This window comes from Bacillus sp. AFS059628, from assembly GCF_002571225.1.
In the GTDB taxonomy this organism is placed as follows: domain Bacteria; phylum Bacillota; class Bacilli; order Bacillales; family Bacillaceae_G; genus Bacillus_A.
The window spans coordinates 1-12,581 of sequence record NZ_NVEC01000098.1 but is presented as its reverse complement, the minus strand read 5'-3'; the positions used below and the strand labels follow the sequence as shown (position 1 = coordinate 12,581).

Here is a 12,581-nt window from a genome sequence, read left to right as displayed (position 1 = left end):
CCATTAAAGCGGGATAAATAATGACAACTTCAACTAAGAGATATAAAAGTTATTTATATACACAAGGAAAATGATGGCAAGTGCCATCCTTTTTAATATATATTGAATTTTCCCTATTTTTAAGACCATTCTTCAACTAACCCCAGTATAACAAGCAAAAACTTTCAATCTAGCTTTAACTTTACAGCTCTTGTAGCAATAAAAGTTTTAATATACTTATCTAAAATTCTAGTTCCACCAAAATCATCCTCGAAAAAACCAGTTATAACTAAACCAGCTTCAATTTGACCTTGAATTTGGTCTTCAAGAGTATGTGCATATTCTACTGTTTGATTAGAATTTACATATTCTTGAACTTCATCCTCTGGTAAATAATCTAGTGTTGATGATGGTATTGAATGTTTAACATCAAGTATACCCTTTTGCTCTTGATTGTCATCAAAAATCCATAGTAACGGATTTGTAAATCCTGAAATAAGAACTCCTCTATTCTTTAGTACCCTTGATACCTCATTCCATACAAGATGAACATCTTTTACAAACAAATTAGAAACAGGGTTTACAACAATATCAAAATATTCATCTTCAAAATCACTAAGGTCTGACATATCTCCTTGAACTGTTTTTAATGTTAACCCATCCCGTTCTACTACCTTTTTATCTTGTTCCAACTGCTTTCTTGATATATCAGTAACTGTTACATCCGCCCCAGCAGCAGCTAGAATAGGTGCTTGTTGCCCTCCACCTGACGCTAAGCAAAGTATCTTTAATCCATCTAATGATTTTGGAAACCAATCTCTAGGAACTGATTTTTCTGTGGTAACTGTGATTTCCCATTCACCTGATTTACTTCTTTCAATAACCTCGCTACTTACAGGTTGCGTATATCTAGAACCTTCTTCAACCTTTTTATCCCATGCATTACTGTTTTGTTGAGTTGTATCCATTATAACTATTCCCCCTAGCTATTTTGTTACATTTTAAATGTAAGGTCATTTACTATTTATGCTTTTCTTTTTCTATTAACCTAACCAATAATCAATACATATTTTTCTATATTTATATTAACAGATAAAAAGTAGTAAGAAAAACAAAATATTCTAAATAGAAAAAATACAAATTTATTTAAACAAATAAAAAGGCATTCCAAACCTGTTGACGGTTGGAACACCTTTTTATTTGTTGTTTAAATTTTTAATCTCTTAACTACAACCATTAAACAAATCAATTACAATTTATTTATTCCGCAAGCGTTAACTGCCAAGACACACCATACTTATCATTTAACCAACCAAATTTTTTACTAAATGGATACGAACCTAACGGCATTAGTACCGTTCCATCCTGCGCTAGCTTATGAAAGACAGTTTCAATTTCTTCTTCTGTCTCACAAGTTACATAAAGAGACATAGATGGTGTAAATGTAAAACCATGCTTTACATAACTATCAATGCACATGAATTCTTGACCATTTAGTGTAAAAGTTGCATGAATGACAGAACCCTCTTTACCTGGTCCATTTTCATCGTATCGAGAGATATTTACAATTTCTGATCGATCAAATAGCGACGTGTAAAAATTCATCGCCTCCTCAGCTTTACCTTCGAACATTAAAAACGTAGTGATTTTTTGATTTGTAGTACTCATATAGAGGCATCCCCTTGTTATGTATTTATGCAAAACATACACCGGTAAACAAAAAAACAGAACATACATTCCTATAAATGTATTGTCTATAAAAAAGATGAGTTTGTCAATTAAATACTTTTTTATTTCTTCTTAAATAATGCTGTCCAAAGAAATGATTCTCCAAACATAGTATTTGGTTGGTCAATTTGCTTCATCTTTCTAATCTCGATTACCTTAAACTCGTCAAATATTTCTCTTAATTTTTCTTCTGAATATGCAAGGCCACCTTGTAAACTCCACCCTCTATATACGTCCCAATCCGTTATTTCTGATCCATTTCGCTCATCTAAATCACCTGCTGCAAAACATGTTAATCCGAAATAACCACCTGGTTTCAATGAGTTTTTAATTAAATTCACATAATGTATTCTCCTATGCGGTGGAATATGATGTAAACAGCCCGAATCGTACACAAAATCAAAATTATTTTGACACTCTAGATTAAAAATCGAATTACAAATAAAATCAATTTCTATTCCTTTTGCTAAAGCCCTCTCTTTCGCCCAATTAATGCCCTCTATCGATAGATCCACTGCTGTTATTTCAAATCCTTCATTCGCCAAATAAATTGCATTTCTTCCTGGACCACATCCAAGCTCCAGCACTCTCCCTTTGGAAATCCATTCTGTTTCTATATATGAAACTAGATTCTCATCTGGAACATTTTCAAAAAACGGAACATCTTTTTCTCTATTTGCATAAAATTCATTCCAAAATGGTTCTGCCGGTCTTAATAATGAATCAAGCATTTTAATAATATCTTCTTCCGTGTGCAACGTTTCATTTTTCATTTGCACCCCTCCATTTTTAAATAATCAGAAAACTATTATATATCTTTTAGAGCTTTCGTACAACGAAAAAACTCCTACATTCAATAGGAGTTTTTTCTTTAAAATCCAAGTATAGCTAACCATTTTAACAACTTCTCTTCTCGTACTTTTAAATCATCATTCCTAAGCTTCCCTAACTGTATTTCACTAACAATTTCTCCGTCAGCCATAAAGAGCACTCTTTCTGTTTTCGCTGCTACCTTTACATCATGAGTGACTAACATAATAGTCGTTCCATAACGGTTAATATTTAATAAAATTTGCATTACCTCTTCTGTTGATTTTAAATTTAGAGCACCCGTTGGTTCATCAGCAAAAATAATATTTGGATTATTGATGAGCGCTCTACAAATAGAAACCCTTTGCAATTGCCCCCCAGATGCTTCGGTTATATAATGAGATGCTATATCACTTATCCCCATATTCTCCATTAGCTCTAGAGCACGTTTATTTACTATTTTCTTACTCTCACATTTCGCTAAATATGCTGACAAGATGATATTATCAAATAGGTTCAAGTTTCTAAGAAGGTTGCTCTGCTGAAAAATAAATCCTATTTCAGTAAGGCGTAATTTCGCTAACGCTTCTTCTTTCATACAAGATATTTCTTTACTACCAATTTTCACACTCCCTGATGACATTTGATCCATTCCACTAATATTATATAGTAACGTCGATTTCCCAGAACCAGAAGGCCCCATAACCGATACAAATTCTCCCTCATAAACCTCTAAATCTATATTTTTTAGCACGTGATAATTTGCATTTCCATCCATTGAATATGTTTTGTTTACTTGCTTTACTTCTAAAATTTTTTTCAAGTGATACACCCCTACTCCCCATTTGGCTTTACATCGTTTGTTTGCTTCATAGTAAAACTACTGAAAAGTGTTGTTGCAGTCACACATATAAATAATATAGCTGGACATATTACATAAGAAACGATAGGATTTACGACAAATTTTATATGAGCTGCTCCCATAAATGAGCCTAACCAACTTACTAACATTTCACCAAACGTAGCAGCTATACATGTCCCTGTCACAATGCCTAATAATACAATGACGATAGAACGTGTTATATACTGTATACGAATATCTTTACTAGAAAAACCGATATTTTTCATAATTAAAATTTGCGAAGAATCTTTTGCTAATAACATTTTAAAAAACATTGCAGTAATTAAAACTGATATCAATATCGCAATCAAAATAGCCACTTGCGTCACGAGTCTTAATTGTTTAATTGTTTCTCCTAAAGTTTGCGTTAAATAATCATTTGTATCTGTTATTTTTGCAGAATTAAAATTTTGTTTATACTCCTTCACTTTTTCTTGCAAATCCACTTTAGGCTTCATATCTACATTTACTACATACCATAATATATTTTCATTATTATTAGAAAAACTAGCTTTAGCTGTTTTGCCACCGTTCGTTACATCTTGATATATACCACTAATCGCTAGCCCTTTCTCTTTCCCATCTACAAATAAAACGATATAATCCCCTACACTCTTTTTTAATTCATTTGCGTTCATATAGGAAAGAGCAATTTCATTTTCATTTTTTGGTGCCCTACCTTGAATATAATCTAATGGAAATGTAGTGAAGTCTCCCACTTCTACATTTAAGTTTTCATGTGTACCATCAGCGCTAACCATTTTAAATGTACTCGTTACAAATGCTGCATATTTTTCTACTTCTTTATCATTTCGTATATATGAAATGACGTCCTTAAATCGTTTCTCTATATTTTCAGATTGCTGTAAATCTATTCGAATGTCACTTTTACCTGTTCCCATATAATTTACAAACTTCGGTGACTGAATCGTATACAAAAAATTAACAGGTACAACAATCATGAAGACGGCTATGATTAAAACGATACTTAATACGCGATATAACTTAAATCGTTTTACTACATCTTGTATACCAATAAATATATTTACATTTGTAATTTTAGTTTGACAGAGAGAAAAAGATCTTTTTCCCTTCCTCTTTCTTAGATTATCTCTTGATTGTAAAGCATCTATTGCCGTAATTCTCCTGAAATTCCGCAAAATGATACGACAAAATAGAATAACAGTTAGAAATAACAAAATTGTAACTATTAATGGTACAACAAGATGTAAAATACTTGTACTTGCTGTCCCCATATAAAGTGAGATATTAGCAGTGAAAATTTTTGTAACAAATAATGAAAGAATATATCCACATATACAACCGCTAGCAGCAATAGCAACATATTTTGTTACATATAATTTTTGAATTTCTTTACTTGTAATACCGATAGCTTTCATTACACCAATTTCCCGATAATCTTCTTCCATAGATGTTATAATTGTAAATCTAATACATAAACTTGCGATTAACATTAATAATGCACTTATTATGATTAGTACCGCAGCTATTATTCCATCTGTTAATGTATTGAGTGTTTTAAAAAGTGAATACGTAATAGAAGGACCTTTTTGAGGTAAGTTCGATGATTGGTATAGAGTTTCAAATTCATTTATTTTATTTACATCTGTTAGCTGGAATTCAATAATATATTCGCTTTCTCCAAAATCCCACTTTATTCTTTCGAAATCTTCATCACTTATTACAAATCGTTTTGAACTAACGATTGAGGGATTCATTTGAACATCACGAACAAATTCTGATATAGTAAATGTTAGTTCATTATTATTTTTAACAAGCCATATTTTATCTCCAATACGCAAATTATATTTTTGCATATAATAAATTGGTACACCTATTTCCCCTTTCCTAACATCGATCACTTCATTATTTAAATTTAATAAAAAGTCAAATTTACTATTTTGTTTAACAAAGCTAATATCCATTACACTATTATGTTCCGCTTCATTTTTCTTCTTTATAAAAATGTTAGACCCGCCAATTTGAACCATCTCAGCCGTTTGCTGTTTTTTTACAATAGGATTTTCCACTGCAAATGAATCAATTAACTTTTGATTTATTTCTCCGGCGTGCATTTGTACAAAGTGCGGTGCGTTTGATACTTTAAACAATTGATCCATTGAGTTCAATAGATTTATAAAGTTACTTGAAGCACTAGCCATTAAAAGACTTGATAACATGATAAACATAAATAAAATGGTAATTATCATTTTATTTTGAGAGAAATCTCTTTTTAACATTCTCCTAATCATATGAAGCTAGTTCCCTTCATTCCATAATATTTTCTTTGTCACGATTGCTATTATTATCATTATGAAACTAATAGCGAATATAGGTAAATAAATTTTCATACTGAATCCTTCAAACATAAAACCATAAATAACTTGCCCGATTGGTGCCATACATTGAGATACCGCTGTTGTAATTGCCATTACTTTTCCTAAGTTTTCATTTGGTGTTTTCTTTTGGACTACAGTAATGACATAGATGGATACAATTGTCATAATCATTGCAATTAGAATTGAAGAAAGTATAAAGAGGATAAATGGTGGATAGTGTCCTAAATTAAGAATAAATGGTGTAACTGATAGTGCCATAGGTATTACTAATAAAGCTATTACAAGCATCCAATAATACAATGTTTTCATCTGTATCTTTTTCGCAAAATAACCTATAGATAACGCACCTAATATCGTTGCAAAATCTATTAATCCCATTCCAATTCCGTATAACGTGTCGCTACTTTCCATCGTTACTCGTATAATAATTGGAGCACCAACTACAAATAGCGGTGTCAGTATTAAATTTAGTAATGCGGCTAAAAGCATAGATTTCAAAATAAATTGTTGTTTTAAAACATATATAAAACCTTCTTTCATATCCTTGACAATTGTCGGTATAATATGTCTTTCTTGCACTCTTTTTATAAAAGGTATCGTAATAAACATTTCTAAAATCGCAGATAAAAAGAAAGCAAGACAGCTTATTATAACGAGCATTTTCAAACCAATTATGCCGTACAATATTCCTCCTAATACAGGAGCAACTATATTAGATAATGCTTGCACACCATTTACGATACCGTTTGCTTGTTCTAACTTTTTCTCTGGAACTAATTGCGGAATACTCGCCATTACAACTGGTGAGTACATTGCACTAATGACTGCTAGTAAAAACATAATTGTCCCAATCAATATAATAGATACCGATCCAGAAAATAATAAAACTATAAAGCTTAATACAATCGCAGTGTTAATAAAATCAAAAATGACCATTAAATTACGGCGATTGAAACGATCTGCTATCGCTCCGCCAAGAGGAGCTAACAAAAACGGAATACTCGTTACCGCATATAGTCCTGCGAATATATCAGCACGCCCTGTTATGTCTAGCACATATAATGACAGAGCAAAACGTAAAAGTGTTGAACCTAAAATAGTAATAATTTGCCCACTCACCATTAAGTGAAAATCTTTCATTGAAGATTTTATACTTGCTGGCATCTTCATCACACCCTTCATTTGAATTTCGACCGACTGCCGGTCTGTAATAATCAAACAGAAATCATCATTTCTGTTTAGTTAAAACCTCCAGCATATAATCAAAAGATCCTTCTTTCGCTCCAACAGATGCTTCCATCATTTTAATATAAGCTTTCGCTCTTCTCATCATTTCTTCCGGCTTCCACTGGAATAAACCTTCATCAAATATGACTTGTGCTGAAGAGAGTAATAATTCAATCGTTTCTTGTGGGTATGGTGTAGAAAAAACACCTTCATCGATTCCTTGTTCTAAAATCTCTGCTAAAACAGGAGATAAATGAATAATGGATTGCACTATACTTTTTTGATGCATTTCCGCATTATTTGGCTGATGAAATTGTTCAATCATTTTATCTTTTACATCCCCTGACTTTGGTGATTGCTCCATCAAAACTCGAAATAACTTTTCTAAAACTGGGATATTTGGATTAGAGACGATTACTTTCGCTTTAGCAACATCATCTTTAATGATCCTTATAATGATCTCATCCATTACTTCTTCTTTCGACTTAAAATAGTGATAAAACGTCCCCTTTGCTATCCCTATCTCTTTTAAAATGTCATTTACTGTTGTTTTCGTATAGCCTTTCGTAACAAATAAACGTTCAGCCGTTTCTAAAATTTCTTTTCTACGCTCCTCATACTCCTTTACTATTCGCATTCAAGTTCCCCTTCCCATCAGACCGACTGTCGGTCTATTTAAATTATATGCTTAGTTAGTAAAAAGTTTCCTGTTATTGTATATATACAACACACTACTTTTTATTTCCTTTATCTATTTGAAATTTTATTTTTTAATACGGTGAATGAAATTTTAAAGATTGCTCCTTGTCATCACCTTTGTACTTGTATCGACATCGTTGTATAAAAACAAAAAAGAGCCGCAACAATCTGCGACTCTTTTCAATAATAACTATTTAACGGCCACGTCTTTGTTGACCTTGTTTTGTACTACCTTTTTTATTACTTGGCTTGTTAAATGATCGGTTGCTCTCATTTCTCGAACTATTTCTTGGACCACCTTTTGAACCATCTCTTGAACGACTTCTTGATCCTTCACGGCTATCTCTTTGACGATTCGGACCTGATTTCTTTGGAGCCGGCTTTGGTACCGGTTTGCCATTTTCATCAAAATGTTTTATCATCGGTTGTTCGATTATTTCTCTTTGCAGTGGTGCACCAAGCGTTTTTTCAATTTCTTCCAAATGCTTTTCATCTTTCGCTGCAACGAACGTAATTGCAAGACCTGATCCACCTGCACGTCCTGTTCGGCCAATGCGGTGAATATAACTTTCTGCATCTTCAGGAATATCAAAGTTAAATACGTGCGTTACACCATCTACATCAAGTCCACGAGCTGCTACATCCGTTGCGATTAAGTACTGAATTTTCGCTTCGCGGAAACTCTTCATAACTCTTTCACGTTTCGCTTGAGGTATATCACCATGAAGTTCAGCACAATTATAACCTAGTCCTTTTAAATTATCATACAACTTACTTGCTCTAACCTTTGTACGACAGAAAATAACAGCTAAAAATGGCTGATCACGGTCCATAACAAAACGAAGTGCATCTGGCTTTGCACGATCTGTAGTCTCAATGACACGCTGCTCAATTGTATTTACCGTTACTTCTTCACTTTGTATTTGAATCATTTGCGGTTCATCCATATAACGCTTCGCCAATTTTTTAATATCTTTTGGCATCGTTGCTGAGAATAACATCGTTTGTTTACTACCAGGTGTCTCATCTAAAATATCTTCAATATCATATAAAAAACCGAAATAAAGCATTTGATCCGCTTCGTCTAGTACAATCGTTGAAAGATTACTTAAATCAATTGTTTCACGTCGAATATGATCTAATAAGCGTCCTGGTGTCGCAACAACTATGTGTGTATTTCCTTTTAATTTTCTCAATTGCTGTGCTACATCTTGCCCGCCATAAATCGCTAGTACATTAATATCTTCTCTTTGAACAAGCATCTTTTTAATTTCAGTCGTAATTTGCAGTGCTAGTTCCCTTGTTGGCGCAACAATTAAAGCCTGAACATCACTACACTCAGGATCGATTTTTTCTAAAATTGGTAACACGAATGCTAACGTTTTACCCGTTCCTGTTTTCGCCTGCCCAATAATATCTTTACCTGACATAATAACGGGAATTGCCTGCTCTTGAATTGGTGTTGCTTCTGTAATGCCATTTTCACGTAATGTATGATTAAAAGTTTCACTAATTCCTAATTCTAAAAAGTTTTTCAAATAGACCACTTCTTTTCCTTATTTTTCACATTAGCTTTCATTGTACCATTTGTTTCGCCAAATATGAAAAATAAAAAAATTTTTATCTTCTTTTTTTATATTCATCGTGTACTAGATGCACAAACTCTTTTTGTTTTTTCTCCGAATTTATTAACGCTTCCATGTTAGTAGAAGACAAAATGAACTTTTTAATTTTTCTATTACTCCAAATTAGTCTTGTATACTTTGTATCTTCATGTAGCCTTCGAAACCATTCAAATTCACTTAATTTTGCAATATGATGTTTTAATTTCATGTCATTTCGAGGATATAACAAAATTATATCCATGTTTTGCCCCATTAAATTCAAATTCAATTGGTAGTTCTATTATCTTCATTTTTCTTCCCCCATACCCATTATTTAATGTTTATTACTACTAAATGCATCATCCACATACATTTTACTGTACATAATTATGTAAAAAAACACTGTGAGTCGTTACATAACCAACATTCTATTATTTTGAACAGGTAATTTCCTATTTTTATGGAAATATACAATAAAATTGATTATTCCACTACTTCTTTGTCTATCCTTTTAAAAAATCTATGTTTTTGTAAAAGGAGTGTTTATATGGAGAAACAGACACTTTGGAAAAAATTCAAAAAAAGCTCAGCAAACCTTGGGAAATCAAGCGTATATGAAAGTATTATTTTATACTACACAATGAGAAAAAAAGGGTTACCTACTAAAGCGAAATTCATCATATTAGCCGCTTTATCTTATTACGTATTAGCAATCGATTTCATTCCAGATATAGCTGCTATTATTGGGATTGGCTTATTAGATGATATTTTAGCAATCGCTATAGCACATAAATTTGTAATGCGCCATGCAGACAGTGGAATTCGTGAAAAGAGTAGAATAAAAATGGAGTCATTATTTGCTTCAGCTCAGGGGTGAATTAAAATAGTTAGTCATATACCTATCTTTTCTAGTCCAAATTACAACCTATCTTTAATTTAGATAAACACTTTGCCCCACTGAATATTATCCTATCAGAAAACAACAGAAATTTTATTAACTCTCTAGCCTTAGAGAATTAGGGTGCCAGTACTTGTTCTTAAGTTCCGTCACCCTACATTCGTTCTTATGCAGTTGATTCCAATAAAGGAATAGAGACAATATTAGTACATATAGTTTATGCAGTTACATGCGTCCCCCTATACAAAACTGCTATTGCCACTACTATAAGAATCATCCCCATAAAAGCAGGTGCAGCATGACCAAGTGATACATAGATTTGTCCTCCAATAATTGGACCAATCATTCTTGCCAAAGCTTGAATAGATTGGCTACCGCCTTGAATCCTTCCTTGTTCACTAGAATCGACAGACTTTGAAAGCATCCCATTGAATGAAGGTCCGAAAATCGAGTCACCAAAACCAAATAGTAACATCCCAACGATTAGAAGAGGAAATAGGGAAAACAAAGCAGATGCTGCAATAAAACTATAGCCAATAATTTCCGAAACCATTCCAAGTATAGCTATTTGTTTATCACTAAGTTTGATTAAAAGCTTTGGCATTATAAAAGCTTGTGAAATGATATCTTGAAATCCCATAATTGAAAACATAAGTCCGATTAGTGCAGGCTTCCAGCTAAAAGTATCCATCGTGAATTGTGTGAAAATTGCTTGTAAAGATCCGTTAGGTATCCAAAGTAAAAACGCTGAGACAAGTAACCATTTTAAGCTTTTCATGTAAAATATGTTTGCCAGCTGAGCAAAAGGATTTAACCTTACAAAAGTAATTTCTTTTAGTCTATTATTTTTCTCAAGACTCTCAGGCATATATTTCATCCCATATAAAACATTTAATAAAGTTATAAGCGCTCCGAAATATAAAGGTACAGAATGACCAAACTTTGCAAGTAATCCCCCAAGAGTTGGTCCGATAATGGTTCCTGTACCTACCACCGCACTCATCCACCCAAAATACTTCGTTCTCTGTTCTGGAGGGATGATATCTGCAAAATATGCAAAAATTGTACTGATACTCCCGCCTGTTATTCCTTCTATTATGCGTCCAGCAAATAGTACCCATAAAGCTCCTCCTATACCAAAAACTAAGTACCCAATCGCAGAACCGAAAAAGCATATTAAAAGTAATGGACGACGGCCATATTTATCGCTCAAAGCTCCGAGTGCAGGAGCAGCGAAAAATACGCAAACCGCATAAACAGAGGTCAGCAACGTAACTACTAATGCCTGTTCTTCCGGACTCCTTATATAAGGATGCACTAAGAATGGAACCACAGGCATGATGATACTGAAACCTATTCCACAAAGAAATACAGAAATAAGGCCGAATATTAAAGCATGTTTATCTATGTTCTTTTCAGTTTCGCTTTCATTTTGTGATCTAAATATTGACATTTAATCTCTCTCCTCAAAATATTTTGTTGTTTTGTCAACAAAATAATAACTCCATTTAGTTGATTAGTCAACAAAAATACAATAATAAAAAGGTAGCCTTACTGTGAACAGGCTACCTTTTTATTATTTAAATATATCTCGCATGAACGGACAAATAAGTTAGTTTTTCGGGATTAACTGCCCGAATGCTTCAACTTTATTACGACTTAATATGTATACCTTGTTTCTTTATTTCTGCATCCAAATGCCTACTATACTTTTCCACGAAGCTAATAATACTATTGAATTCCGCCTCGGTTACTTGCTCAAATACAGCTTTATCCCGCTCTTGAAACTCATTGTGCAACTCTTCGTGAATTTTATATATTTCTTTCCCACGTGCAGTAAGCCTAAAATAGATTTCTTTTTTATTCTCTGATTTCTGGTAACTTTCGATAAGGCCTTTGTTTATGAGCTTCTTAGTCATTCTACTTATTGCACCGCGAGTCACATAAAAAGCCTCTGCAAGTTGTGTCACGTTAGAATCTGCATTGTTTTCAATATATTCAATGCAATGTACTTCAGAAGACTTAAAACCTTTAAGACCTTCTTCCATCTTATCTTTATTAAGCCAAACTAGCTTATTATATAATTCCCTGAAACCGTTCATTATCAGTTCTTCTTTATTCATGACCTGCCCTCCTAACCGTTCATTAGCACGTTAAAACCATTATATTAAATTTCTGTTTCCGTTTCGACAATATTGAAATAATTATTGTAACATCACAAGATATGCTTAAAAATAGGCACTTCAATAAAGTGAAACTTTAATCAGTGGGGGTTTTGTTCATCCCCCCACTGATTATTAGTTGAACCAATCGAACTTTTATGGGCAGTTGATCCCTCACCTTACTTCTTTGCTTTCGCTGCATTTTGAGGTGGG

General features: G+C 33.0%; 12 protein-coding genes. 1 reads left to right on the top strand and 11 read right to left on the bottom strand.

Features of this window, described 5'->3' with window-relative positions:
- Positions 1 to 164 precede the first annotated feature (164 nt).
- From COL05_RS27410 to COL05_RS27370, 9 genes are all read right to left on the bottom strand, one after another.
- Positions 165 to 947, bottom strand: coding sequence for a class I SAM-dependent methyltransferase (locus COL05_RS27410; protein ID WP_098670884.1), 783 nt, complete (start codon positions 945 to 947; stop codon positions 165 to 167).
- 292 nt (positions 948 to 1,239) lie between these two features.
- Positions 1,240 to 1,647 carry a VOC family protein gene (locus COL05_RS27405; protein WP_098670883.1) on the bottom strand — a complete coding sequence of 136 codons (408 nt, stop codon included), beginning with the start codon at positions 1,645 to 1,647 and terminating at the stop codon, positions 1,240 to 1,242.
- Positions 1,648 to 1,769: 122 nt separating this feature from the next.
- Positions 1,770 to 2,480 carry a class I SAM-dependent methyltransferase gene (locus tag COL05_RS27400; protein ID WP_098670882.1) on the bottom strand — a complete coding sequence of 237 codons (711 nt, stop codon included), beginning with the start codon at positions 2,478 to 2,480 and terminating at the stop codon, positions 1,770 to 1,772.
- 98 nt (positions 2,481 to 2,578) lie between these two features.
- Positions 2,579 to 3,340: an ABC transporter ATP-binding protein gene (locus COL05_RS27395; protein ID WP_142337687.1), complete on the bottom strand. Its 762-nt coding sequence runs from the start codon at positions 3,338 to 3,340 to the stop codon at positions 2,579 to 2,581.
- A gap of 11 nt (positions 3,341 to 3,351) precedes the next feature.
- Positions 3,352 to 5,691, bottom strand: coding sequence for an ABC transporter permease (locus COL05_RS27390; RefSeq protein ID WP_098670880.1), 2,340 nt, complete (start codon positions 5,689 to 5,691; stop codon positions 3,352 to 3,354).
- Between the two features lie 6 nt (positions 5,692 to 5,697).
- Complete coding sequence (locus tag COL05_RS27385) at positions 5,698 to 6,960, bottom strand: MFS transporter (protein ID WP_098670886.1); 1,263 nt, start codon at positions 6,958 to 6,960, stop codon at positions 5,698 to 5,700.
- Positions 6,961 to 7,006: 46 nt separating this feature from the next.
- Positions 7,007 to 7,642, bottom strand: a complete 636-nt coding sequence (locus COL05_RS27380) for a TetR/AcrR family transcriptional regulator (RefSeq protein ID WP_098670879.1) — start codon at positions 7,640 to 7,642, stop codon at positions 7,007 to 7,009.
- Positions 7,643 to 7,898: 256 nt separating this feature from the next.
- The gene (locus COL05_RS27375) at positions 7,899 to 9,251 is read right to left on the bottom strand and encodes a DEAD/DEAH box helicase (protein WP_098670878.1); all 1,353 of its coding nucleotides are present in this window, start codon (positions 9,249 to 9,251) and stop codon (positions 7,899 to 7,901) included.
- Between the two features lie 73 nt (positions 9,252 to 9,324).
- Positions 9,325 to 9,582, bottom strand: a complete 258-nt coding sequence (locus tag COL05_RS27370; protein WP_098670885.1) for a hypothetical protein — start codon at positions 9,580 to 9,582, stop codon at positions 9,325 to 9,327.
- Between the two features lie 273 nt (positions 9,583 to 9,855).
- Between COL05_RS27370 and COL05_RS27365 the strand changes: the two genes are divergently transcribed.
- A complete protein-coding gene (locus tag COL05_RS27365; protein ID WP_098670877.1) occupies positions 9,856 to 10,185 on the top strand; it encodes a YkvA family protein in 330 nt (109 codons plus the stop codon).
- Between the two features lie 238 nt (positions 10,186 to 10,423).
- Here the strand turns inward: COL05_RS27365 and COL05_RS27360 are convergent, their stop codons facing one another.
- Both COL05_RS27360 and COL05_RS27355 read right to left on the bottom strand, forming a co-directional pair.
- On the bottom strand, positions 10,424 to 11,659 hold the full coding sequence (locus COL05_RS27360) for an MFS transporter (protein WP_098670876.1): 1,236 nt from the start codon (positions 11,657 to 11,659) through the stop codon (positions 10,424 to 10,426).
- Between the two features lie 199 nt (positions 11,660 to 11,858).
- The gene (locus COL05_RS27355; RefSeq protein WP_098670875.1) at positions 11,859 to 12,329 is read right to left on the bottom strand and encodes a MarR family transcriptional regulator; all 471 of its coding nucleotides are present in this window, start codon (positions 12,327 to 12,329) and stop codon (positions 11,859 to 11,861) included.
- Between the last annotated feature and the right edge of the window lie 252 nt (positions 12,330 to 12,581).

Coding starts and splice junctions, on each gene's coding strand:
- COL05_RS27410 (WP_098670884.1), bottom strand. CDS start 947: ATGGATACAACTCAACAAAACAGTAATGCATGGGATAAAAAGGTTGAA.
- COL05_RS27405 (WP_098670883.1), bottom strand. CDS start 1,647: ATGAGTACTACAAATCAAAAAATCACTACGTTTTTAATGTTCGAAGGT.
- COL05_RS27400 (WP_098670882.1), bottom strand. CDS start 2,480: ATGAAAAATGAAACGTTGCACACGGAAGAAGATATTATTAAAATGCTT.
- COL05_RS27390 (WP_098670880.1), bottom strand. CDS start 5,691: ATGATTAGGAGAATGTTAAAAAGAGATTTCTCTCAAAATAAAATGATA.
- COL05_RS27385 (WP_098670886.1), bottom strand. CDS start 6,960: ATGAAGGGTGTGATGAAGATGCCAGCAAGTATAAAATCTTCAATGAAA.
- COL05_RS27380 (WP_098670879.1), bottom strand. CDS start 7,642: ATGCGAATAGTAAAGGAGTATGAGGAGCGTAGAAAAGAAATTTTAGAA.
- COL05_RS27370 (WP_098670885.1), bottom strand. CDS start 9,582: ATGGGGCAAAACATGGATATAATTTTGTTATATCCTCGAAATGACATG.
- COL05_RS27365 (WP_098670877.1), top strand. CDS start 9,856: ATGGAGAAACAGACACTTTGGAAAAAATTCAAAAAAAGCTCAGCAAAC.
- COL05_RS27360 (WP_098670876.1), bottom strand. CDS start 11,659: ATGTCAATATTTAGATCACAAAATGAAAGCGAAACTGAAAAGAACATA.
- COL05_RS27355 (WP_098670875.1), bottom strand. CDS start 12,329: ATGAATAAAGAAGAACTGATAATGAACGGTTTCAGGGAATTATATAAT.